We start from the raw sequence: 23395 nt of genomic DNA on the forward strand, positions 1-23395 counted from the left end.
ATCCACCGCCCGCCTGCAGGATCCCTGCGGCGGTGAATCTTGGCCCGTTGCGCTGACGCGGATTGGGGGTTATTTAAAGAATTTCCGGCTGTTTCCGAGAATGCTCTTTGTTCCGGTTAACTCGGTTTGTTATAGCCTCCGAACATAGATCACAGGTGAACAAATCTTCCGGAGTTCAGAGAGATGTCTTCTCCCATGCTAATTCGAATTATTCTCATCGCGCTGATTCTGCTGACGACCGGGTTCAGCCGTTCATTCGCGCAAACATCGATCCAGTCGTTGCCGGGAACCGGTTACCAACCGGGAGCGTACGGCAGCAGCACGCCAACCTATCTTCCCCCCGTCGGTGGGCAAAGTGTTTCGTATCCTTCGCTCGAGCAAACCGCTCCTGCGGGCGGTTCATACTCGATGCCAGCGACCGTCAATCCGTCGTACGACCCGCAGGTTCAATCGTCGTATTACCAAACGGCCAACGAAAACGCGACGTACGCCCAGAATCAGTACCTGACCGCACCAGCTCAGAATTACGTGCCGCCGGTACCGATGAGTGATCCGGCAAGCTATCAAGACGGTGGCGTGGTGGGTTCGGGAGCAAGCCAAGAATCGCTGCCGGTTCCCGACCCCGACACAACAAGTTCTGCCACGGACATGTCGATGTTGACACCGCTACCCGACCAGATGGACGCGATGGAGAAGGAATACAGCTGGTATCACTATCCGTGGGTCTGGATTCCTCGCGATGGCTGGGATAGCAGCGTTGAATTTGGTTTGAACGGGTCCGAGGGAAATACCAACTCGCTCAGCTACGCCGCCGGTGCCAATTTGGCCCGCAAAAGCGATCTCTACAATCTGGGCGTGAATTTGAACTACCGCAAAACCAGCAGCGGCGGCGTGGACACGCAGAACAACGCCCGAGCGAATTTCGACTTGGATCGCGCGATCGCCAGTTCCGACTTTTCGACGTTCCTCAAGAGTGGCCTGGAATACGACGAGTTCAAGGCGTTTGATGCGCGGGTGAACGTCAACGCGGGTCTCTCGTACTTCCTGGCAAAATCCGACGACGTCACTTTTGTCACCCGGGTCGGTGCTGGTGCGTCGCAGGAGATCGGATCGGTCGATCCCGATTGGAAACCGGAAATGCTGTTTGGCCTGGATCTAAAACAACAGGTCAACAAACGAAATAAGATCTATGTCAAAGCCGATTACTTTCCTGCCTTCGCAGATTTTTCCGACTACCGCGTCGTGACCGATGCTGGATGGGAAATTCTCTTGGATGACGCGGAAAACTTCAGTCTGAAATTGGCAGCGACCAACCGATATGACAGCACTCCTTTGGGCCTTGAACCACAAGATATCGATTACACCGCAACTCTGCTGTACAAGTTCTAATGCTAGTGGTAAGCCGATTCCGATTGACCTGGATACGCGGCCGGCAGATATGGTACACGCGGTGAAATTCAGGAGCTAATGAATGCACAGATTGACCCCTTTGGCAATTCTGACAACCTGCGCTTTGCTAGCGGGTTGCCACGATGGGCCGCTGTTTGCCTTAAAAACGATCAACCCCGTTTATCGATCGCAATGGGCCGAAGATCAAAAACTCGGCCCCACCGATGTGCAGCGCCGTGAGGAATTGCAGCGTCTGGTGACGTCGATGCCGAGCCTGTCGGACGCGGACCAAGAGTATTGGCTGAAGCATGTCGAAGCGCTTCTGGAGAACGACAAGAATCCAGAGATGCGCACCCTTGCGATTCGCGCATTGGAAGGCTGCCGTAGCCAGCGCGTGATCGATCTGTGCGAAAAGCAATTGTCCGACGAAAGCATCAAGGTTCGGATGGCCGTCTGCGATGTCTTGGCGACACGCGACGAAGCCCGTTCAACCCAGTTGTTAGGCGAAACCATCGGCAGCGAATCGAACGAAGACGTTCAGATGGCAGCCATTGCGGCGGTGGGCAAACATCGCTCGCCCGAAGCGGCTCAGGCGTTGAAGGCAAGCTTGCGATCGCGAAACCCCGCAGTCCGAGTTGCTTCGGTTGAATCGTTGGGAGAATGCACCGGCAAAAATCTGGGAGAAGATCCGCAAGTCTGGGTTGCCTATCTGGATGGCAAAGAAGTCGATGAGGAAAAGAAGAGTCTGACGCGTCAGATGCGCGACCTTTTCTAACGGCAGCATTCAGACTGTCTCACCATCCGCCGATCGGGACCATCGCTCGGCGACCTCACGGCCGATTACGATCGCGATCGCTCGCCGCTTCAACGCGGCACTTGGATGTTTCCCACGGCCATTCGCCTGAGGTCATCGTGCATTGCCTGATGATGCCGTTCCACCGACCGCTCCAATTCGTTGATCGCAACCGTCTTGGATTGTTCACGCATCCGATTGGTCCTTTGGCGGTGCTCAAACATTGCCATCCGTGCGTTGAGCTCCGCTTCGCGGCGATCGAGCGTCGTCCCCCAGTCCTGCAGCTTGTCGATCAATTCTCGCAGGTGATTGGGCAGCAAAGCTTCTAAGGGATGAGGCACCGGCGCGTCGTCTTCACCACCGACGGTTTCGGGCACCGCCACAATGGGCCGTCGCGATAGGCGGAATTCGGGATGGGCGGTGTCGATGCGATGGGATTGCCCCAGCGGCTGCGGTTCGGGTTGAGTGCACATCGTCTTCTCGGCCCCCGTTTTGCGTTGGATTGACACAGGGATTGGCTGCCCGCCAGGAGGGCGCGGGAGGTCCGGCAAACCTCCGATCTGTGGTCGATTGATTAACTTTCACAGAAATTGCTGCTAGAATGAAGCATCGGACAATCGCCAGAGTTGATTGAACCGAGCTCCCGACAAACCCGAATGCCAGGAAATACTCATGCTACGATCGTTGTTATGCTGTTTTGCTGCCGTCTTAACGCTCCCGAGCCTGGCGGCTGATCGGCAACAGGATCGGGATGCAGCGGTTGCGCGGGGGATCGAATTCCTGACCCGTAGCGCGGCGACCGACAATGGTGCCTACAGTCCACAAGCGGGAACGGGAGTGACGAGTTTGTGCGTCGCAGCGATTTTGCAGAATCAACCGGCAGCGTTGTCATCGCCTTCGGTCCAAAAGTCGCTGAAGTATCTGGAACAGCACTTCCAACAGGACGGCGGAATCTATGTCAACGATTCGCTGTATCGTAACTATGAAACCAGCATCGCCATCCAGGCGCTAACGTTGGCCAATCGCGATCATCGATACGACGAACGCTTGAAGAGGGCTGAGGCCTTCCTGCGCGGAATCCAGTGGGATGAAGGGGAAGGGATCGAATCGTCCGATCCAGCCTACGGTGGTTCGGGGTACGGAAAACATGCTCGCCCGGATCTCTCGAACACCACGTTCTTCATGGACGCGCTGCGTAGCTTGGGAGCTGGCGAAGAGGATCCTGCGATCCAAAAGGCGCTGAAATTCGTTTCTCGCTGCCAAAACCTGGAATCCGAGCACAACGATACGCCGCATGCTGCGAAAGTAGGCGATGGCGGCTTCTATTACACATCCGCCGCCGGGGGCCAGAGCCAAGCAGGGCAAACGCCCGACGGTGGCCTTCGCAGCTATGGATCGATGACCTACGCGGGGCTGAAAAGCATGATCTTTGCTGGTCTCGAAAAAGACGATCAACGCGTCAAAGCGGCGATGGACTTTATCAGCAAAACCTATTCGCTGAAGCAGAATCCAGGCATGGGAGACGCGGGACTCTACTATTATTACCACACCTTTGCCAAAGCGCTCGATGCCACCGAATTGAAGACTGTCACCGATGCATCGGGAATGGAACATGACTGGCGCTCGGAATTGGCCGCCACGCTTGTCTCGTTGCAGCTGGAAGATGGTGCCTGGGTGAACCGCGAGAACAACCGCTGGCTCGAAGGCGATCGTAATCTGGTCACCGCGTATGCCTTGATGGCGCTCAGCTACTGCAAATAGATCGTTTTGCGAATCACTGAAGCTGCTATTCCCGAAATGCAAAAACTAAGAAATCCCGCCCACCATCCTTGATCCATCCTCTTCCGCCAGTGCGCCGACGCGATATTTTGTTGGTCGCGTCCTGTACTGGCTCCCTCATGTCGGATCGATGCGAAACTTGATTGACAACTTTGGAGGTTCCCTGCCTGTGTTTTCCCCACCCATGAAATCTGTCCGTGGCGTCCGATGCGCTAGCTTCTCGCTTTTCGTTTTGTTCGTCGTTGTAACGCCGCTGATGGCGGTGGATGAAGAACCGAAACCCGCAGTATCCGAAAAAGCCGCCGACGTCCCGGCCACTCCCGTTGCCGACACCAAACCGGCGGATGCGAAACCGGCTGATGCGAAACCGGCGGATGCGAAACCGGCGGATGCGAAACCAGCTGACGCGAAACCAGCTGACGCAAAACCAGCTGACGCAAAACCAGCTGACGCAAAACCAGCTGACGCAAAACCGGCTGACGCGAAACCAGCGGATGCGAAACCGGCTGATGCGAAACCGGCTGATGCGAAACCGGCTGATGCAAAACCGGCTGATGCAAAACCGGCTGATGCGAAACCGGCTGATGCGAAACCGGCTGATGCGAAACCGGCTGATGCGAAACCGGCTGATGCGAAACCGGCTGATGCGAAACCGGCTGATGCGAAACCGGCTGATGCGAAACCGGCGGATGCGAAACCGGCGGACGACAATTCCGATGCGGTCACCTCTTGGCCGCATCGCTGGGTAACTTCGTTGTCGGCGCATTCGGGGCGAGTTTGTGCCGGTGTCGCCGATGGACTGTTGTTGCGTGAGTCGAGTGTTGTCAGTGTCGCCAGTGCAAATCCTTCGGCCAGTGAAACGCTCTATTCGCACCCGACGAGTGTCTGGGCGGTGGCGGTCTCACCCGACGGTTCAGCGGTTGCTAGCACAGATTACAAGGGCAACCTCGCCGTTTATCATTTTGAAGGCCAGCAGCGGACGATGAAAGAAGCGGTCTTCGAACGATGGACCCGCGCGTTGGCGTTTGCACCCGACGGCAACGTTCTCGTAGCGGCCAATGAAGCGGGGAAGGTCTTCGTTTATGACATCGCAAAAGGGGAAGTCACCCAAAGTGTCGAACTGGATGGCCAGCAGATTTATGCGGTCGCCTTTTCGGATGATGGCCAACTTTTGGCAGCGGGTGATGGTGCCGGCTCCGTCCATGTCTTGAAGTTTGCAGGACTGGAATCCGTGAAAAAAGTAGCGTGTGGTGAAGCTCCGATTTGGGCAGTCCGCTTCTCTGCGGACAACAAACAAATCTTCGCTGGCGGCACCGACCGACAGTTACGACGGTTGGATGTCGACGGTGCTGGCGAACCGACATTATTAGGACAGGCTTCCGATTGGATCACAGCGATCGACCGCAATCCGGGAACAACCCAGATAGCGATTGGATCGATGGATGGTACGATGTATACAAGCGATGGAAACAACTTCGACATGATCGGCAAAGTCCCCAGCGGGATCTGGTCGGTCGTCTTCGCGGATGGCAAATTGCTGGCTGCGACGCGCAAGCATATGGTCGCTAGCTTCGTTCCTTCCTGGAAATCGGGCTATGTCGCCCCCGATATCGCGGAGCTTAAAAAGTAGAGCCAGCGTTTGCTGGCCGGCTGTTCATCGATGATCTGACAACGCTTGCTTGAGTTCACATTCCATGTCCACTGCGCCCCCTACCGACGAAACCAAGTCGTCTCCCATGAAATACGTGGTGCGATGCGGTTCGTTGCGCACCTTGCACGTGGCGACTTCGAAATCAAGCTTCCATTACGGCGAAAAAGTGATCGTGCGGACCGACCGCGGCATGGAGACCGGCGAAGTGTTGGTCGAAGCGACAGAGCACACGCTGTCGCATATGGCCGATCCCCCCGGCGGTCAGATATTGCGTTCGGTCAGCGGTGACGATGTCAACGATCTTAGCCACATTTCCGATCAAAGCCGCCAAGAGTTCGACGCTTGCAAACGCCATATCCAGCGACTCCGGCTGGATATGAAACTTGTCGACATCGAACATCTTTTTGGCGGTGAGCGGGTCGTTGTCTATTATTTGGCCGACAAACGAGTCGACTTTCGGCAACTGGTGCGCGACCTTGCGGCGGAGTTTCAGACGCGCGTCGAAATGCGACAGATCGGAGTCCGCGACGAAGCCAAATTGCTGGCGGATTACGGTGACTGTGGCAAACCGGTTTGCTGTAATACCCACCTTTCGGCAATGCCTCCGGTTTCGATGCGGATGGCCAAGTTGCAGAAAGCGACGCTCGATCCTTCAAAAATTTCGGGACGCTGCGGGCGACTGAAGTGTTGCCTGCGATACGAATTTGATACCTACGAAGAACTGCAGCGTGAGTTGCCGCCGCCGGGAGCCCAGGTGCTCACCCGCGACGGAAAAGCGACGGTGATCTTCCAAGAGATTTTAGCCCAACAATTGTTGGTGCAGACCGAGGACAATCGCCGAGTATTGATCGACCTTTCCGATGTGCTGTCGGTTGTCAAGAAGAACGCGACAAACGACAATCGAACGACGTCTAAGAGCAAGAAGAAGCAGAAGTCCAAAAAGCTTGATACGCCTTCCGATGCGGGGGGAGAAGAGAATCTATGAACACTGGAATACGCGCCTTTGCCGATTTACTGGAACATGACCAACGCTTCAAATTTGAAGCGTATCAATTTGTTCGCGAGTCGCTGTCGTACGCCCACGATGTTTTGCGAGTCAGCGACGATCCGGCTTTTAGTGATGAAGAGAGCCGGCATCTGACAGGGCAACAATTGTGTGAAGCCTGCCGACGTTACGCCCTCGAACAATACGGCTTCCTGGCCAAGTTGGTGCTCAACGATTGGGGCATCTTCACGACCAGCGACCTGGGCGAAATTGTTTACAACTTGATTCGCATCGAACAGATGCGGAAAAGTGATTCCGACCGGCGAGAAGATTTCGACGATGTCTTTGCGTTTGAGACGGCTTTTCAACCCGAATTTGAATCGCTGTCTAAAGCGCGCGTGTAACCGACATTTCGGAGCGCCGGGACATCGATTTCCAATCAACCGCAACGCTTGCAGGTGAACGTTATGGCCAACGTCCGTGGGCTCCTCCTCGCATCGCTGATGTTCACCGCTGCGGTGGCACCCGGGCAGCAACCGTCCGACCAGGCGACCCAGTACCTAGGTCGCGTCATCGCGCAAACGATGTCATATCACGGGGCGCCGTGGTTGATCCGTCAAGATCGCAACAAGGAAGAAAACACCGATCTGGTGATGCAGCAATTGCAGTTGCGCGAAGGCATCACGGCGTGTGATCTGGGCTGCGGCAACGGATACTACACGCTCAAATTGGCCCAACAAATTGGCCCCACGGGCAAGGTGCTTGCGGTCGACATCCAGCCCGAGATGCTAACACTCCTTCGGGCTCGAGCTGAACAAGAGGGGCACGGCAATGTGGTCCCGATCCTGGGCGATATCGACGATCCCAATCTTCCCAAAGGTGAGGTCGACCTGGTTTTGCTGGTCGATGTCTATCACGAGTTTTCGCATCCCGAACCGATGCTACGTTCGATTCGCAATGCATTGACCGATACCGGACTAATCGCATTGCTGGAATACCGCATGGAAGATCCAACGGTACCAATCAAACGCTTGCACAAAATGTCCAAAACGCAAATCCTGCGTGAGTATGCCGCCAACGACCTCAAGTTGGTCCGCGAGTTCAACGACTTGCCATGGCAGCATTTGATGTTCTTCGCCCGCAGCGATTCTTCGTTACCAGAAATCGAAGCGACGCGATGGACCAAGGCGAATCGCGTCGATCCGAATCGCTAAGCGGTTGCGGCGATCTCTGCTAACACTTCTTTGGCCGCCGCGATCGTTTCATCGATCATGGCTTCGGTGTGCGTTTCCGAAAGGAACATCGCTTCGAATTGACTGCACGGCGGATAGACCCCGCGGGTGATCAGTCCCCAGAAAAATGCTGCGTAGCGCTGCCGGTCATTGCGGTCGGATTGTTCCCAATTGGTGACCGGGGCATCGTTGAAGAACAACGTCAACATGCTGCCAACCTGCTGCACTTGATGCGGTAACCCGACAACGGTGGCTGCGTCGCGGAATCCGTTTGCCAAACGCGTCCCGATTTGTTCCAAGTAGGCATACGGCGGCTGATCCTTCAAACGCTTCAGCGTGGCGTTACCTGCAGCCACGGCAACCGGGTTACCGCTGAGGGTGCCGGCCTGGAACACTTTTCCTGCGGGCAAAACTTGATCCATGATCTCGCGGCGGCCGCCATAAGCGCCCAACGGCATCCCGCCACCGACGATCTTTCCCAACGTTGTCATGTCAGGCGTTACGCCATAGCGTTCTTGTGCGCCGCCAAACGCGACACGAAACCCTGTCATGACTTCATCAAAAATCAACACGACCCCGTCACGAGCGGTCAGGTCGCGAAGGCCTTGCAGAAAACCATCGTTCGGCGGCACGCATCCCATGTTGCCGACGACCGGTTCCAAAATCACGGCGGCGATCTGCCCGGGATGGGCGGCAAAGGCCGCTTCCACGGCGGCCAAATCGTTGTGCGGCAAGACGATCGTATCGCCACCAGCACCCTTGGTGACTCCCGGCGAATCGGGAACGCCCAGAGTCGCCGCGGCGCTTCCGGCAGAGACCAACAGGCTGTCGACGTGGCCATGGTAATTGCCTGCGAACTTCACGATCTTCTCGCGACCGGTGTAACCCCGAGCAACGCGGATCGCACTCATCGTCGCTTCCGTTCCCGAATTGACCAAGCGAACTTTATCGATGCTTGGAACCGCTTCGATGATTCTTTCGGCCAGTTCCGATTCCGCTTCGGTCGGCGCGCCGTAACTGGTGCCTCGCAAAACCGCCGCTTGAACCGCCGCCACGACAGCGGGATTCTGATGCCCCAGAATCATTGGTCCCCAGGAGCCGATGTAGTCCAGATAGCGACGGCCATCGATATCGTACAGGTAGGGGCCGTTGGCGGATTCGATGAACAAAGGCGATCCGCCGACTGCCCCAAATGCGCGGGCCGGACTGTTGACACCGCCGGGCATCAACTGACACGCGCGCTCAAAGGCGGCTACACTGTTCGGGCCTACGGCGGTGACGGCTTTTGCTTGAGGTTCTGACATGGTTTTGCTGTGAGGGAGGCTCGGTGGCTGGAATTCACGCCGAAGAAAACGGGACAAGCCGGACGCTTGTCGAGGCTCCATCTTAAACGAATTCAAGATCGATGTTCAGGCGTCGTCACGCCAATCTCTTTGACTGCGGTAAGCATAGATTCATGTTCGGAATTTTGAACGTTCACAAACCTCAAGGGATCACGTCGCGGGCGGCAGTGAATCGTGTCTATCGCGCCGTGCGGCCGAACAAAGCTGGCCATGCCGGGACGCTTGACCCATTGGCTCGCGGTGTTCTTTTGGTTCCGATTGGCAGCGCTTCTCGGTTGGTTCCCTACCTGCATCTGCTGCCTAAACGCTACGTCGCGAAGTTCGCGTTCGGCAAGTCGAGTCCGTCGGACGACTCCGAAACCGAAGTCACCGAACACCCTCACTTGCCCGCACCCACACGGCTCCAACTGGAACAGGCCTGCGATGCGATGCGGGGACAAGTCATGCAGCGGCCACCCGCCTATTCGGCGATCAAAGTCGACGGAAAGCGGTCCTATAAGATGGCCCGCCACGGTGACCTCCAAAGCCTGCCTGAACGACCGGTGCAGATCCATCAGATCACCATGCTGCGCTACGAATTTCCAGAACTGGAACTGGAGATCGATTGTGGTTCGGGAACCTATGTCCGCAGCATCGGCCGCGACTTGGCTCAGGGCTTGGGAACCGAAGCGATCATGACATCATTGGTCCGAACGGCGATCGGACCGTTCACGGTCGAGGATTCGATCTCGATCGATCGGCTCACTCCCGAAGCCGCCCGGGCTGCACTGCAGCCTGCGGCGCGGGGCATCATGCACATGCCGCAGCTCGTCCTGGACGACGCGGAAGTGACCGAGATCATCAATGGCCGAATGATTCCGTTTCGCTGGTCGGGGCCCGGATGTATCAACGATCCGCAAGAGATCGCCGCGCTGGATCAGGCGGGGCGATTGCGCGGGATCCTGTATTCGCGCGATGGTGGTTTAGGCCCGAAGCGTGTTTTTCCCGAATCGATGGACTAGAATCGTCAATTCTCCGGCCGGCGGATCGGGACGATGTTTTGACTTCCTGGCGGTCGCACCCCAACCACTTCACGCACCCCCTACGGAAATCTTTTGATGATTTTAAGCCATTGGAAATGTCAGACCCTATGGACGATCACCGTGACTCTCTGTGTTGGAGGGCTTCCCCTCCAACCGACCCACGCCGAAGAGTTGCCCGTTGTTTACGAAGATGACTTTGAACAAGGCGTCGAACGCTGGCAGCCGACCGATCCGGCGAAGTGGGAACTTGCCAAACTGCCCGATGGTTCCCATGCCTACAAGCTGTTGGGCAAGAGCGATTACGCACCGCCCCATCGCAGTCCGCACAGCATTTCCTTGCTCAAGGATCTCGTTGTCGGTGACTTTGAACTGACCGCGCGGGTGCAAACACTACAAACCTCGCGTGGACATCGTGATATGTGTGTCATCTTTGGATATCAAGATCCCGCCAATTTCTATTACGTTCATTTGGGCCAGAAAACCGATCCGCACGCTAATCAAATTTTTATCGTCAACGATGCCCCGCGGGTCGCGATCAGTGAATCGACCAACGCAGGAACTCCTTGGAAAGATGAAACCTGGCATCAAGTGAAAGTCGTCCGCCGAGTTGCCGATGGCACAATCGAAATCTACTTCGACGACATGGACAAACCACAAATGGTGACCCACAACCGTGAGTTCACATGGGGACAGATTGGTCTGGGGTCCTTCGACGATTTGGGGCTGTGGGACGATGTCGTCATCCGAGGCACGACTTCGGTCGAGTCGCAGTCGAAGTAAACGCACTTTTTCCGGTGCGTCCGGTCAAATACGTCGGCGAACGAAGGAAGCATTGATTTCTCCACGCCGCGCAACGAGTTTGATTCAACAAACGCGTCCGTTAAAATCGGATGGACGCGTTCGGTACCGATCGGACGCTTTGAGGCTCCGGCGCTGGCCTGAAGTACTCTCCCTCGCACCCACCCAAGCCTCCTTCTTCCGTGACTCTACTGACAACGCGAAGTCTTCGGTTCCTTCAACTTATTTAAAGCTCCGATGAAAATTAAGTTATTCAATATCGTTCTGTTGTTCGTTTGCATTGCGTGGCCTACGCAAAATGCGCCGGCCGAGGAAAATGCATCGTGGAAGTATCACCCTGCGGCGCTGCAACCGTTCTGGGCGGGCGAGCGAATCGAAGGGGAATCGGTGCTGTTTCTTCGCGACGCGAAAACGGGAGAAGCTCTCGGTTCGCTGCTGTTTCCGATCGCGGAGATCGAATCGGTGAAGAGTTCATCGGGCGAGATCACCTATCGCGAGGGGGCCGATTATCGCTTCGACCCCGGCACGCGCGAGATCGTTGTTCCCGCGGGATCGCAGATCGTCACGACGCTCCCCGAGGAACTGCGTCGGCCAGCGAAATCGCAGCGGCATCAATTGACGCATCGCGACGGCAACGGCGAGATCCTGTTTGGTGCCAAGCTGGAATATCACAAGATGCAAACGCTGGTGACCTACAAAACATCGGAGAAGAACTGGCCCGCGGCGACGCCAAAGTTCGATCCGGCCGCGCTGCCGACCACGATCGGAAAGCTGCGCGATGAAAAGCCGTTGTCGATCGTATTGCTAGGGGACAGCATCTCGACCGGTTGCAACGCATCGGGCTGGGGCGGCGGCGCTCCGTTTCAACCCGCCTACCAAGATCTGTTGCTGCAGCATCTGAAGGCACACTATTCGGCCAACATCACCTTGACCAATCTTTCGATCGGCGGCAAAGCGACGCCGTGGGGCGTGTCGATGATTGACGAGGTAGCGTCGCACAAGCCCGATCTTGTGATCATCGCGTTTGGGATGAATGACTCGGCCGGCATCTCCGTGGAAAATTACGGCAAGAACACAGCCGAGATGATTGCCAAGACGCGCGACAAGTTGCCCGATGCCGAATTCATTTTGATCGCCACGATGCTTGGCAATCGCGACTGGATCCGATTGAACCACGACGTCTTTCCCAAATACCGCGACGCCCTGGCATCGCTCTGCGAAACCGGAGTTGCACTTGCCGACATGACCAGCGTTTGGGAAGAGTTTTTCAAACGCAAAAAAGACGCCGACCTGACCGGCAACGGAGTCAACCATCCCAACGATTTCGGACATCGCGTCTACGCTCAAGTCCTATCAGCGCTCTTGGTTGATCCCCAGTAAACACTCTCCGATCTGACTTCGGCGTGGTAGACCGCATTCGATTCCCAGGGCGGTGCCTTGGGATTCTCTAGCGAACTTCCAATGTGTAATTTTTGATTACGCCCGGTTGCTGATCTGACTCCACAGGACGCGTTTTTGAATGTTCGATGGAATCGGGTGGGGTAATCCACAGATACGCCACGTCGCCGTCGGCGGCCACTTCGTAGCCCATCGGTTCGCTATTAAAATCGATGCCCGCTGATTTCAGCATCTCCAGACCGCTCAATTCATCCAGTCCCAGCGGCCAGCGTCCCTTCTGCAATTGAAAACGTTTGATCGCAACACCGAACAGCGTCCAGTGTCGTTCTTGTTGTTCGCGAGCCAAGGCGTTTGCAAACTGATGGGCTGCGGGAGAGAAAGTTTTCAACACGGGGCCGGTGTTGGCGAATGGGATCGCCGACCAAGCGACGCCTCGATTGCTGCCCATCAAAGCCGTGGTCCACACCGCTTGGGCGCTGCTGGAATGCGCCGCCGTGCCCGCTCCGGTCAACGCGATCAAGCGATTGTAGAGCGTTCTGCATGCTTGGCGTTGGGTCGGGGCGATTCCAAACGGAAATGCTTTTAGCGTTGGAGTGAGTTGCATATCGACGCTATCCTCGTTTTGCGTGTTTAACGCTTGCATCACAAACGCCCGCTCGCCGCGCAACGCATCCTCCCACCGCTGTTGCGGATCGTCGTCCCACGCCACCTGGTTGGCGATCGCATCGAGTGATTCGGGGGCGGTCCAGAACCCTGCTGCCAAGGACTCGTGGACCATCGCTTGATGCTGCTTGCGATGGGCGATGTTGACCAGATCGGTCACGATGCAGAACTCTTCCCGCAGCGATAGCGCCACCGCTTGCGTCAATCGTAGCGCATCGAGTGCTCGCTGCGGTTCCTGTTGCGCCATCGCGACTCGAAACTCATCGTGCAACAGTTGGGAGAGGATTCTCGAATCCTGTAACGATTCCAAGGGGGTTTGGAAACCGTTAAACACGATACTTTGCCAAATCGGCCTCGGGTCGCGCGTCAACCGATCGATTGCTTCGATGACCGGCGCGGCACGCTGCATCCGTTCGATCTCTTCCGGAGAAATTTCGGGCGTCGATTCGGAGGGTTCGTCGCGTAGCGGACGATCGTTTTGGATAGCGATCGCTGCGGATTGGAGCTCTTGCCACGCAGCGGTGTTGGCATTGGAAGTCGTGCGGGCAAACACTTCGCTCATCGAATCATTGTCGATGGGAATCCCCGCGCGAAGCGCGTCCTCGGTGCGCTGCTGCAGCGCGGCCGCAGCGGATCGCTGACGCAAATGATCGCCGCCGAGGATCGCGATGACGCCGATCAGAGGCAGGCTGGCCAGCATCAGATATCCCAGCTCGAAAGGAAACGATGATCGACGATCCATGGTATTCATTGGCTTTGCTCCCATCCGGCGTACCACTGCGAGCCGGGGTAGTTCAACAAACTGTTGTCGATCGACAGCGAGATCGAGTGATTTTGTGACGGAGCGCGAAAACGTTCCGAGTAGGGGCCGTTGCGGAAATCAAGCGAGTTGCCAATCACCAAGCGATGCAGCTGGCGACGCATCGGCTCGGTCGACTCCCCGCGGCTTCCCGCATCGATCATCTCGATCAACGCGGAGCAAACGGCGTCGATTCGCCGTCGTGTCAGCATCAAACGAGCGATGTCCGAATACATATGGTTCCAGGCGATCATCTTGAATTCTTCCGATGCGAATCCTGGATCGAAGGTTGCCGCTGCGCGGGTCGTGGCGTGCCAGGTCGACAAGACGGCTTGCCGTCGCGAATGATTTCGGAAGTCGTCGTCATCCAAACGCTTCTGAACACTCGCGATAAGTGGCCGGTCTCGGTGCTCGCGAAGCACGGGGCTATCGACCACGCGTGCCAACCAGATTTCGATCCCGTCGGCCTGCTGAGCACTGACCAATCGTGGATTCAATCGCAGCCGATGGGCTGCGATCGATAGCGCTTCCATCCATTGTTCCAGCTGTCCGATCGTGGCCTCGTCGTCGGGACGACTCTGCACCGCCAGCCATTGGAGATTGGCTTTCCCCATGGCATCGTTCATCCAATGGGGATCGAGCAAGCCGGGCTGTTCGATATCGACAGTGTCCACAGCGGTTGCATCGACGACGATCCCTGTCGCAACCGGAGTCGCTCGAGCGATACGCTCCGCTTCCTGACTCCACTGAACCACCTGCTGTCGATCCAATCCCGGCAGGCTCCAGTAGCGAGCGGCCAGCGGTAGGCATGGCAGTCCAATAATTAGCAGCAGCGTCAGCCCGGCGATCGACCAGCGAAACCAGCTGCGGCGACTGTCCATGTAATCTCGCATCGATATCCACGTGGCCAGCATCGGCAGCCCGATCATTAACAACACAATCCACAACGGTGCCGCAAGATTGCCGGCGGAATAGCCGAGCCAAAAAACAAACGCTCCCGCCAATGGCGGCGCAAGCACAAACGAAACGGCCATCAACTGGCATATTTGCGCGGTCCATTGGGCTGCGGAATAGATACTTGCCAGCAATAGTGCGATGAATGCCAGCGAAAGCACGAAGTGCATTGAGTGGGGATCGGCGGGGTGATGCTGAAGCAGACAGGTCGCCGCAATCGTCGACAGTACCGCGATGCCGATCAGATGTCGCCCCAACCAGACGACAGTGGGCGAGACGCCACGGTCGGCCAAGAACCTCAGTTTTTGTGGCGTTCCGTCTCCAGAAAAAACGTACACGCCGAGCCAGGCAACGCCCAACGGGCCGGCGATCATGCCTGCGCTTAAATCCCAGCGGTTCGGCGGCGATTGGTGGCCTGTCACCAGCAGCATACAGATCGCCCCGGTAGTGATCAGGCTGGCGATCGCGGCAAATCCCCAACGGTTCTGATGAATCATTTGCCAGCAGACCGTGGAAATCGAAAACCGAAAGGGGGCGAGACTGCGAGCGCCACTGCGAACCGAAGATTTCGCCAGTGAAGAATTTTGGTTCTTTGCAATCGCCGATTGTTGAGGGTGCAGCGCCGCGAGCGCGGCGGCACGACCGAGCCAATAGAGCCCCAAACATGCAGTTGCCAAAACACCGTGCGACCAAACGGTGGCGGCTGCCGGGTGGACAAAGCCACGGCCGGTGGTCCGCTCGTAGAGCTCGTATACCAGCAATGTGATCATGGTGGGTAGCATCGCCAGCGGCAGGACCGCGATCAGGCTGACCAACGGATTGCGGATTCTCCACGTTGTATAAAAAGCGCACAGCAGCACAAACAACGAATGCAAGAGCACGAACAAGCCATCGCCAAGTGGATTGGAGGGGTGCGAAACCACGCCTGTCGGCAACCAATTCCAGCTCGCAACTCCCGTGAACTTCGACTGGCACAACAGGATAATTCCGCAAACGATCCACATTGCGACTAGTCCGCCCAACGCAACGCCCAACTTGGCACCAATCAACCTCCGCGGTTCTAACGGTAGCGAGATCAGCCAGTCGATCGTCCGCAGTTCATGCTCCTGGCTAACGAGCACCGACGGAGCGCCGACGCAATAGAGTGCCGGTAGCAGAATCGGAATCACCGATGCAAAAAACTGTTGAGAATGGACGCCGATCGGCATCAGGCTCCACAAGATTTCAAGCGTCACTCCCATCGCCAATAGCACGCCGACCAGCGGCCACAATTGGCGAGTTTCCTTCCAGATCAACGCCCGCACTTGCGTTGAGCGCAGCGGCGATGCAATCGCACTCATAGCACCTCCTCCCGAGTTACAGCGTGGTCGGCGATCGGACCCAATGATCCTTTCGTCGCAGCGATAAATATCTCCTCCAAAGTCAGCTGACGCTGCTGCACGTCCAACACTCCGGTCGCCTCGCGCAGCAGTGGCAAAGCGGAGGCGGGCAGGTCTTGCACGACCATCCGACGTTGGCGGCCGAAGCTTTCTTCGGTCAATAGTTCGGCAGGGCTTGGCAGGGCCGGCAGTCCGACCAGCGGATCGTCCAACGCAACGACAATCTCGGTGACGGAGTCCTTCAGTTCAGCCAATGGTTTGCACAATCGCAAGCGTCCCTGATGCACGATCGCTATCGTGTCGGCGACGCGTTCGACTTCCGAGATCTGATGGCTTGAAAGAAAGACGGTCCGTCCCGTGGCGGCCAGATCGATCATGCTTTCTAGAAACTCGCGGCGGACCATCGGGTCGAGTCCCGAAGTCGGTTCGTCCAAGATCAGCAACTGCGGCGCATGAGCCAGTGACAACGATAACGCCACTTTGGCTCGTTGCCCCTTGCTGAGATGTTTGATCTTGCGATCCTCCGGCAAACCGTATCGCCGCACCGATTCAAGATAGGGATCGAGGAAAGGAACGTCGTAGAATGACGCGGCGAACCAACCGATCTCTGCGACCGTCATCCAGTCGTAAAGAGCGGGCGCATCGGAGACGTAGCCGATCTGGCGTCGGACGCCCAGCGGGTCGCTACCCGGGTCGACGCCGCAGACCGTGGCAGATCCCGAGGTCGGCTTTTGATAACCGGCCAAGATCCGGATCATCGTCGTCTTGCCCGCTCCGTTTTCGCCAAGCAGGGCAAACACGGTCCCCGGTTCAACACGCAAATTCACATCGGTCAACGCATCGCAACCGCGAAAACGCATCGTTAATCGCTGGGTCTCTATCACTGGATTCATGGCAGTCACTGGATTGGAGGACAAGAAAATGCATGCCGGTTAAAGACGGTGACGCTCGGCGGATTAAGGAACTGCATCGCTCGACGAGCCGATCGTGGCCACGTTGCCATCGAGCGATTTCAATTTCTGCTGAACGATCTGATCGATCTCTTGAACGCTAAGGCCGCCGTGCAACGCTTCGGTCAGCACCCCTTCGATCCGTTGCGCCACGATCTGCTTGCGTTGCTTGCGGCAGGCTTGCAGGGCTCCTTTGCAGACGACAACTCCTTGGCCGCGCAGCGTCTCGATGATCCCATCGGCTTGCAACTGCTGATATGCCCGCGCCACGGTATTCGGATTCACCGTGACCTGCTGACTCAGTTGGCGAACACTGGGCAGCAACTGCCCCGGCCGCAACGTCTGGTCGGCGATGGCAAATTTGATCTGACGAACGATCTGAGCGTAGATCGCTTCGCCTGATGCCGGTTCGACGGTTATTAACATCGGATTCCTCGATCGCCTTACCACTGTGTTGGTGTACCGTTCACATAGTACAGCGATATGCGAGAAGATGTCAAGCAAAATATTTGGACCCGTTGCATGTGCGTCGTATTGATTCATCGCAATACCTCCGAAACGAGACTGATGACAGGCGGTGTGGAAAGGATCGATCTTTGCAATCCCCTGTTGCTCTTCGTCCGGGCGCACCAACCCAAGGCATTCGGCAATTCATGCAACGGCACTTGCGCGTCGAGCCTCGCAGGGGGCCATCGAATGTCGGAGCACAAGGATCCATGGCAAGCCCGACGGGATCCGATTTAATCCATGGTGCTTTGTCACATCCTCGTGACAACTTGCCAGGCTCCACGAACCAGGAATCTCGCCGACCAATATGCGTAGCATTGGGGTAGCAGTGCTTCAAACGGCTTTGGGCCCCGCGTCTATACTTGGGAGGTCTGTCGCTGCGGTTGATGGATCAGCACAAGTGAATCTTTCGCTGTGCGGTATCCGATTGCGCCCGACTCCCTGCAACGGCACGCCGTTTGTACGTGCTGGCGATATTGCCTGGACACAGCCGTTTACATGCTCTGGTAACTTGCTTCACCATCCCTTCCCCTCGAGGTGCGCCAATGAAAAGGCGGACGATGAAACTCTATTGCTTGGCGATGTTTGTCGCTATTTCGGTTGCTCCTTCCGCTCAATTGCATGCCGAAACCGAAGCGGCCACTGCGCGTCGGCTTGAAGCTTTGGGAGCGACTGTTGGGCTCAAAGCTGACAGCGTCGTGGAACTATCGTTTCGTGACAGCAAGCGATTAGGACGCGAGCAATGGCGGGAGATCGGCAGCCTGACTCACTTGAAAAAGTTGACTGCCTACGGCGGCGCGAAGGGACTGAACGATGAGACCGTTGGATTTTTGGTGGGGCTGCAAGAATTGGAGTCGCTGTCGCTCGACGGCGCACAGTTGAGCGACGCGGGACTGCGCAAGCTTGCCGAGTTGAAAGGACTCAAGCGTGTTAGCTTCTTTCATCTTTCGTTTCGAAAGGATGGCTTCACGGGAGAAGGGTTTTCCGCTTGGACCGAACTGCCCGACCTGGAGAGCCTGACCGTGGCGGGGATGTCGATGGGAGATGACGGTTTCCGCGCCATCGCTACGCTGACCAACCTGCGTCAGCTGCGAACCTGGCATACCTACCGGACCGAAGCGAGCAATGCGGAGATCGCTAAGCTGCCCCGTTTGACGACGCTGAAGCTAGGGCAGCGATTGCCGCAGCGAGGCGATGCGCCGCTGAGCTTGAGCGATGCAGCGTTGGAAACATTGGCGACAATCCAGACGCTCGAAACGCTGGAGATTGGTGAAGCCGATTTCCATCTGCCAGCGCTGCGACAGTTGGCGAAACTGCCTCGCCTGAAGCAACTAAAGATCGATCGGACCTACCTTTCGGAAGCTGACATCGAAGCGCTGAAGTCTGTTTTGCCAGGGGTGCAGATCGGCTTTGAGCCGTTGACCGACGATCAACGCAAGAAGCTCGAGCTGTATCTAAAGTAAACTATTTATCATCTTTGAACTTCCAATGCTCCGATGGCTGGTGCGCCGACAACATGATCGCTTTCGCTTTGGCCACGAGTTCGGGATGCTCAGCGGCGACGTTCTTCTGTTCGCCGCGATCGCTAGGTAGATGATAAAGCTCGATCTCGCCTCGCTGTTTCTTGTTCAGGTTCAACTGGACCGCTTTCCAGTCGCCAAAACGAACCGCTCGCTTTCCGCCACGCTCATGAAATTCCCAGTACATGAATTCGTGAGGTTGTTGTTTATCGTCATCGCCTAACAGCGTGGGAACCAGCGAAATACCATCGCTCCCGTTGGGAGTTTTGGCTCCGGCAAGCTCGCAAAAGGTTGGCAACATATCCCAGTGGGCGGAGACGAGATCGGAGGTTGAACCGGGCGAGATCTTGCCGGGCCAACGCGCGATCAGCGGCGCTCGGATGCCCCCTTCGTACAGGTCGCGTTTGTATCCGCGGAACGGTCCGTTGCTGTCGAAGAAGTCGGGATCGTGACCGCCTTCGCGATGCGGACCGTTGTCGCTGCTGAGCATCACGATCGTCCGCTCGTCCAGATTGAGTTCTTTCAACAGCGCGATGATCTGTCCGACTTGTTCGTCGACCAGCGTCATCATGCCAGCAAACGCAGCGATTGGATTTTTCACTTCGGGACCGGCATACTTGCCGATCTTGTTTTCAAACTCTGGAAACTTCTCGCGGAATGGAGCGATATAGGACTCCGGCGCATGCATCGCAGCGTGCGGAATCGCGACAGGGAAAAACGCAAAGAAGGGCTGGTCTTTGTTCTCGCGAATGAAGTCGAGTCCTTCATCGCCGATCATCGTGGCGGTATAGGTCTTGCCGTCCAAGGGAACGCGTTGGCGATTCTTCCAGAGATGGTCGGGGTAGTAGTTGTGTGCTTCCCGCTGGCAGTTGTAGCCGAAAAACAGATCAAAATGTTCGGCCGGGTCGCTCGCCGATCCCGGCCCGCCGAGTCCCCACTTTCCGAACGCGCCGGTTTGGTAGCCCGCATCGCTCAACAACCGTGGGATCGTCACGATATCGGCCGGCATCGGCGCCTGTCCCTCCGGTTTGATCTCGCGATTCCCACGGACATAAGCGTGCCCGGTGTGAAGGCCTGTCATCAGCGAGCAGCGTGTCGGAGCGCAGACCGTGCTGCCCGAATAGTGCTGTGTGAACTTCATCCCCTCAGCCGCCAGGCGATCGATATTGGGCGTCTTGAATTTTTGCTGCCCATAACATGACAGATCGCCGTAGCCCGCATCGTCCAACAAAATGTAGACGATGTTGGGCGGAGCGTCGGCGGCGTCGGCGGTGAGCGTCCCAAACGCAACGACCAAAAATGAAAGCAGCAAAGAAAGGGGGCGAGTTTTCATGAGCACGAAGAGAATTGTTGGGGGATTTGAATATTTTCGATAGCGACCGTCGCCGCGAACCGACATTGAACGATAGCAGGCGACGACGTCAGGATTGCCCAGTCTAGCATAGTTGTCGAGGCGACGGCTCGCAGCTCGATTGCCAGCCAGCGGGCGACGTTTTAGACTTGCGCATCGGTCCGCCAACGGCGCCGGATGTTTTCCAAACTGATTTTCGAGCCTCTTGTCCAACGAGTCCCTTCCGAATGAATGGCAACGAAACCTTTGATCAACTTGCGAAATTCACACGTGAAACCGCACTGCTCGAATCGATCAGCTACACCCTGGAATGGGATGAGCGAACGTACATGCCGACCGGTGGCCGCGCCTACCGCGCCGATCAGGTGACCTATCTGGCCGGGATGGCGCATCGTCGCCGCACCGATCCGCAGATGGGAGATTGGATTGCGGAATTGCAGCAGAGTGAACTGGCGGGCGATCGACACAGCGACGCAGGGGCGACGATCCATCGCATCGGTCGCGATTTTGAGCGGGCGTGCAAATTGCCGCAGGATCTGGTCGAAGGGCTTTCGCGAGCCACCGTGGTCGGGCAGCAGCGATGGGAAGATGCGCGCAAAGCGGACGACTTCGCAGCGTTCTTGCCCGCCTTGGAAGAGATCATTCGCCTCAAGATCGAATCGGCCGAGCGATTGGCCGACGGCGGCAACCTTTACGACGCGCTGTTGGATGAATACGAAGAAGACGCCAAGTCGGAACAATTGACCGAAGTCTTTCGCGATCTGCGCAGCGAATTGGTTCCGTTAGTCGCGGCGATCCGCGACTCGAAGACTCAACCCAACACCGATCTGCTGCGACGAAACTTTCCCGTCGACGCACAGCGTGCGTTTTGCAAACAGGTTGCCGAGGCTGTTGGTTTCGATTTCACCCGAGGTCGACTGGACGAGACTTCGCATCCGTTCTGCACCAGCCTGGGACCAAGCGATTGCCGAATCCTCACGCGTTACGACGCGCATTGGTTTCCGGGGGCACTGTACGGAACGCTACACGAAGCGGGACACGGGATCTACGACCAGGGACTGCGTGGTGACCAATTCGGTTTGCCGCCGGGAACGTACGTCTCGCTGGGAATCCACGAATCGCAATCGCGGATGTGGGAGAACATGGTCGGACGCAGCCTGCCTTTCTGCCAGCACTTCTATGGTGAACTGCAGCGGACGTTTCCCGAAGCGTTGTCGGATGTCGACGTCAACGCCTTCCACTTCGCCGTCAACACGGTCGAGCCGAGCTTGATCCGCGTCGAAGCGGACGAAGTGACTTACAACCTGCACATCATCATCCGCTTTGAACTGGAGCAGGCCTTGATCTCCGGCGACCTGAAACCGAAGGATCTGCCCGAGGCTTGGAATCAGAAGTATCAGGAATACCTGGGGATCACGCCGCCGAATAACGCCGATGGCGTGCTGCAAGACGTTCACTGGAGCGCAGGTCTGCTCGGATATTTCCCAACCTACACGCTAGGCAATCTGATCGCCGCCCAATTGTTCGACGCCGCGGGCGAAGCGCTCGGCGACCTCGACGCGATGTTCGCCAAGGGAGAGTTTAGCCCGCTGCGAACTTGGCTGAATGAAAACATCCATCGCCACGGATGCGTTTACTCGCCCAACGAACTGGTCCAACGAGCGACCGGAAAACCGCTCTCCTCCCAACCGTTGGTCGGTTACCTGAAACAGAAGTTCGGCGCGTTGTACAACCTTTGAGCTTGTGTCGTGTGGCTATCGGGCGAAGTAGTCGCGGGCAAGCATTGCGACTTCGTCGGCGCATCCCCATGCGATGGTGTAGCCACCGCCGCCATGTCCGTAATTGTGAACCACCGGCCGGTTGGGTTCGCTGAGGTCCAATTCCAGCCGGACCTGATCGCGGCCGGGCCGAAGTCCGACGGTCGCGCCGAGGATTTCGGCGTCGCGAATCTCGGGAACAATCGCAGCACAACGCTCCACGATCGCCTTCGATTCGTCAGCTCGGACACTTCGGTCCCAGTCGTCATCTTGAGCGGTCCCGCCGAGAATCACGTCGTTGGTGCGGGGCAGTACCAACGTGAACTTATCTTCTTTTTGGTAGATGCGAGTCGACCGCTCGAGCCCTTCGGGACGTTTAACCCGCACGACCTGTCCACGAATTGGAAACACCTGAGAGTCGCCGACGAAATCGCGCGCACCGACACCGGTACAGTTGACGACAAGATCGAATTCAGGAAACAGCGTGGACACGGAGGCTAGCGATTGGATCACCGTCGTGACACCTTGGGCTTCAACACGACGTTTAAGATTCCTCATAAAGATCGGCACGTCGATGACCGGTAAAGTGACAAGAAAGGCTTCGGGACATGCGATCCCGTACTCCGCCCCGTCGACGCGTTGCCACTGCTCGACATACTGCAACACTTGAGCACTGTCGTCGGGATCGATACAGAACCGCAAGTGTTGCTCGAAATGGATTCCCGATTCGGGCTCTGATCGCGCTTGCGAGTATTCGTCGTAGGTGATTTTTGCCCACGCATGAACTCTTTCAAGCGGATACGCGCGATGGGGCCACCAATACGCCCCGGCCGACATCGACGTCGTCTCTTCGAACGGTTCCTTCGAAAAAACAGTGACCTCGAAGCCTTGATCGAGCAACTTCGCGGCGGATGTCAGCCCCATCAGTCCTTGTCCGACGACAGCAATTTTTCGAGACACAAGCTTCCTTTCGGATCAGCGGAAATCAAACCCCAGCCACTCAAAAAATGGAGTCGCTGTCTTAACGCGCCGTGAGAACGCTCTCCCCTCTGCGCCGACACATCGGCCGAGAGCGCCCTTTTGTTGACAAGTCGCGCACGCGGCAGGTCGTCAGCCCGCGCATCA

20 protein-coding genes are annotated in these 23395 nt (G+C 56.9%); 12 read left to right on the forward strand and 8 right to left on the reverse strand.

The features are described from left to right. The first annotated feature begins 195 nt into the window (after positions 1-195). Positions 196-1389 (forward strand): DUF481 domain-containing protein, encoded by a 1194-nt coding sequence (locus Poly24_RS08950; protein ID WP_197452437.1) that lies wholly within the window; start codon positions 196-198, stop codon positions 1387-1389. A gap of 82 nt (positions 1390-1471) precedes the next feature. Beyond that, positions 1472-2164: a HEAT repeat domain-containing protein gene (locus tag Poly24_RS08955; protein ID WP_145093557.1), complete on the forward strand. Its 693-nt coding sequence runs from the start codon at positions 1472-1474 to the stop codon at positions 2162-2164. Positions 2165-2253: 89 nt separating this feature from the next. Here the strand turns inward: Poly24_RS08955 and Poly24_RS08960 are convergent, their stop codons facing one another. Then, positions 2254-2655: a hypothetical protein gene (locus Poly24_RS08960; protein WP_145093560.1), complete on the reverse strand. Its 402-nt coding sequence runs from the start codon at positions 2653-2655 to the stop codon at positions 2254-2256. 199 nt (positions 2656-2854) lie between these two features. On the opposite strand from Poly24_RS08960, the gene Poly24_RS08965 reads away from it, so the two are divergent. The 5 genes from Poly24_RS08965 to Poly24_RS08985 all read left to right on the forward strand — a co-directional run bounded on the left by Poly24_RS08965 (position 2855) and on the right by Poly24_RS08985 (position 7811). Beyond that, the gene (locus Poly24_RS08965) at positions 2855-3943 is read left to right on the forward strand and encodes a prenyltransferase/squalene oxidase repeat-containing protein (RefSeq protein WP_145093563.1); all 1089 of its coding nucleotides are present in this window, start codon (positions 2855-2857) and stop codon (positions 3941-3943) included. Between the two features lie 202 nt (positions 3944-4145). Then, positions 4146-5591, forward strand: a complete 1446-nt coding sequence (locus Poly24_RS26970) for a WD40 repeat domain-containing protein (protein WP_197452438.1) — start codon at positions 4146-4148, stop codon at positions 5589-5591. A 64-nt stretch (positions 5592-5655) separates the two neighbouring features. After that, on the forward strand, positions 5656-6597 hold the full coding sequence (locus Poly24_RS08975; RefSeq protein ID WP_197452439.1) for a PSP1 domain-containing protein: 942 nt from the start codon (positions 5656-5658) through the stop codon (positions 6595-6597). Continuing rightward, the gene (locus tag Poly24_RS08980; protein ID WP_145093566.1) at positions 6594-7001 is read left to right on the forward strand and encodes a Minf_1886 family protein; all 408 of its coding nucleotides are present in this window, start codon (positions 6594-6596) and stop codon (positions 6999-7001) included. Before Poly24_RS08975 ends, Poly24_RS08980 begins: the two co-directional genes overlap by 4 nt. A gap of 63 nt (positions 7002-7064) precedes the next feature. After that, positions 7065-7811, forward strand: coding sequence for a class I SAM-dependent methyltransferase (locus Poly24_RS08985; RefSeq protein ID WP_145093569.1), 747 nt, complete (start codon positions 7065-7067; stop codon positions 7809-7811). Here the strand turns inward: Poly24_RS08985 and hemL are convergent. Next, entirely contained in the window at positions 7808-9133 is a 1326-nt protein-coding gene (hemL, locus tag Poly24_RS08990; protein ID WP_145093572.1) for a glutamate-1-semialdehyde 2,1-aminomutase, read from the reverse strand. The genes Poly24_RS08985 and hemL overlap by 4 nt on opposite strands. A gap of 152 nt (positions 9134-9285) precedes the next feature. Here hemL and truB point away from each other — a divergent pair, with 152 nt between their 5' ends. The 3 genes from truB (at position 9286) to Poly24_RS09005 (ending at position 12372) form a co-directional block, all read left to right on the forward strand. After that, positions 9286-10173 carry a tRNA pseudouridine(55) synthase TruB gene (gene truB / locus Poly24_RS08995; protein WP_197452440.1) on the forward strand — a complete coding sequence of 296 codons (888 nt, stop codon included), beginning with the start codon at positions 9286-9288 and terminating at the stop codon, positions 10171-10173. Positions 10174-10314: 141 nt separating this feature from the next. Beyond that, the gene (locus Poly24_RS09000; RefSeq protein ID WP_231753543.1) at positions 10315-10974 is read left to right on the forward strand and encodes a hypothetical protein; all 660 of its coding nucleotides are present in this window, start codon (positions 10315-10317) and stop codon (positions 10972-10974) included. A 255-nt stretch (positions 10975-11229) separates the two neighbouring features. After that, positions 11230-12372 (forward strand): SGNH/GDSL hydrolase family protein, encoded by a 1143-nt coding sequence (locus Poly24_RS09005; RefSeq protein ID WP_145093578.1) that lies wholly within the window; start codon positions 11230-11232, stop codon positions 12370-12372. A gap of 67 nt (positions 12373-12439) precedes the next feature. Here Poly24_RS09005 and Poly24_RS09010 read toward each other — a convergent pair whose 3' ends face one another. The 4 genes from Poly24_RS09010 to Poly24_RS09025 form a co-directional block, all read right to left on the reverse strand. After that, positions 12440-13795, reverse strand: a complete 1356-nt coding sequence (locus Poly24_RS09010) for a hypothetical protein (RefSeq protein ID WP_197452441.1) — start codon at positions 13793-13795, stop codon at positions 12440-12442. A gap of 5 nt (positions 13796-13800) precedes the next feature. After that, positions 13801-16146: a hypothetical protein gene (locus tag Poly24_RS09015; protein ID WP_145093584.1), complete on the reverse strand. Its 2346-nt coding sequence runs from the start codon at positions 16144-16146 to the stop codon at positions 13801-13803. Then, the gene (locus tag Poly24_RS09020; RefSeq protein WP_145093587.1) at positions 16143-17078 is read right to left on the reverse strand and encodes an ABC transporter ATP-binding protein; all 936 of its coding nucleotides are present in this window, start codon (positions 17076-17078) and stop codon (positions 16143-16145) included. Before Poly24_RS09020 ends, Poly24_RS09015 begins: the two co-directional genes overlap by 4 nt. Positions 17079-17141: 63 nt before the next feature. Continuing rightward, positions 17142-17561, reverse strand: coding sequence for a GntR family transcriptional regulator (locus tag Poly24_RS09025; RefSeq protein ID WP_145093590.1), 420 nt, complete (start codon positions 17559-17561; stop codon positions 17142-17144). A 641-nt stretch (positions 17562-18202) separates the two neighbouring features. Here Poly24_RS09025 and Poly24_RS09030 point away from each other — a divergent pair. Beyond that, entirely contained in the window at positions 18203-19105 is a 903-nt protein-coding gene (locus Poly24_RS09030; protein ID WP_145093593.1) for a leucine-rich repeat domain-containing protein, read from the forward strand. Position 19106: 1 nt separating this feature from the next. Here the strand turns inward: Poly24_RS09030 and Poly24_RS09035 are convergent, their stop codons facing one another. Continuing rightward, positions 19107-20495, reverse strand: a complete 1389-nt coding sequence (locus Poly24_RS09035; protein WP_145093596.1) for an arylsulfatase — start codon at positions 20493-20495, stop codon at positions 19107-19109. Positions 20496-20740: 245 nt separating this feature from the next. On the opposite strand from Poly24_RS09035, the gene Poly24_RS09040 reads away from it, so the two are divergent. Next, complete coding sequence (locus Poly24_RS09040; protein ID WP_145093599.1) at positions 20741-22252, forward strand: carboxypeptidase M32; 1512 nt, start codon at positions 20741-20743, stop codon at positions 22250-22252. Between the two features lie 15 nt (positions 22253-22267). Here the strand turns inward: Poly24_RS09040 and Poly24_RS09045 are convergent, their stop codons facing one another. Next, entirely contained in the window at positions 22268-23230 is a 963-nt protein-coding gene (locus tag Poly24_RS09045) for an NAD(P)/FAD-dependent oxidoreductase (RefSeq protein WP_145093602.1), read from the reverse strand. Positions 23231-23395 lie beyond the last annotated feature (165 nt).

Source organism: Rosistilla carotiformis (assembly GCF_007753095.1).
Classification (GTDB): domain Bacteria; phylum Planctomycetota; class Planctomycetia; order Pirellulales; family Pirellulaceae; genus Rosistilla; species Rosistilla carotiformis.

Excerpts from the sequence above, each read along its gene's own strand:
- Poly24_RS09030 (WP_145093593.1), top strand. The coding sequence starts at position 18,203 with ATGAAACTCTATTGCTTGGCGATGTTTGTCGCTATTTCGGTTGCTCCT.
- Poly24_RS09025 (WP_145093590.1), bottom strand. The coding sequence starts at position 17,561 with ATGTTAATAACCGTCGAACCGGCATCAGGCGAAGCGATCTACGCTCAG.
- truB (WP_197452440.1), top strand. The coding sequence starts at position 9,286 with ATGTTCGGAATTTTGAACGTTCACAAACCTCAAGGGATCACGTCGCGG.
- Poly24_RS08975 (WP_197452439.1), top strand. The coding sequence starts at position 5,656 with ATGTCCACTGCGCCCCCTACCGACGAAACCAAGTCGTCTCCCATGAAA.
- Poly24_RS09020 (WP_145093587.1), bottom strand. The coding sequence starts at position 17,078 with ATGAATCCAGTGATAGAGACCCAGCGATTAACGATGCGTTTTCGCGGT.
- Poly24_RS08955 (WP_145093557.1), top strand. The coding sequence starts at position 1,472 with ATGCACAGATTGACCCCTTTGGCAATTCTGACAACCTGCGCTTTGCTA.
- Poly24_RS26970 (WP_197452438.1), top strand. The coding sequence starts at position 4,146 with ATGAAATCTGTCCGTGGCGTCCGATGCGCTAGCTTCTCGCTTTTCGTT.
- Poly24_RS08950 (WP_197452437.1), top strand. The coding sequence starts at position 196 with ATGCTAATTCGAATTATTCTCATCGCGCTGATTCTGCTGACGACCGGG.
- Poly24_RS09015 (WP_145093584.1), bottom strand. The coding sequence starts at position 16,146 with ATGAGTGCGATTGCATCGCCGCTGCGCTCAACGCAAGTGCGGGCGTTG.
- hemL (WP_145093572.1), bottom strand. The coding sequence starts at position 9,133 with ATGTCAGAACCTCAAGCAAAAGCCGTCACCGCCGTAGGCCCGAACAGT.
- Poly24_RS08965 (WP_145093563.1), top strand. The coding sequence starts at position 2,855 with ATGCTACGATCGTTGTTATGCTGTTTTGCTGCCGTCTTAACGCTCCCG.
- Poly24_RS09040 (WP_145093599.1), top strand. The coding sequence starts at position 20,741 with ATGAATGGCAACGAAACCTTTGATCAACTTGCGAAATTCACACGTGAA.
- Poly24_RS08980 (WP_145093566.1), top strand. The coding sequence starts at position 6,594 with ATGAACACTGGAATACGCGCCTTTGCCGATTTACTGGAACATGACCAA.
- Poly24_RS09035 (WP_145093596.1), bottom strand. The coding sequence starts at position 20,495 with ATGAAAACTCGCCCCCTTTCTTTGCTGCTTTCATTTTTGGTCGTTGCG.
- Poly24_RS08960 (WP_145093560.1), bottom strand. The coding sequence starts at position 2,655 with ATGTGCACTCAACCCGAACCGCAGCCGCTGGGGCAATCCCATCGCATC.
- Poly24_RS09010 (WP_197452441.1), bottom strand. The coding sequence starts at position 13,795 with ATGGATCGTCGATCATCGTTTCCTTTCGAGCTGGGATATCTGATGCTG.
- Poly24_RS08985 (WP_145093569.1), top strand. The coding sequence starts at position 7,065 with ATGGCCAACGTCCGTGGGCTCCTCCTCGCATCGCTGATGTTCACCGCT.
- Poly24_RS09005 (WP_145093578.1), top strand. The coding sequence starts at position 11,230 with ATGAAAATTAAGTTATTCAATATCGTTCTGTTGTTCGTTTGCATTGCG.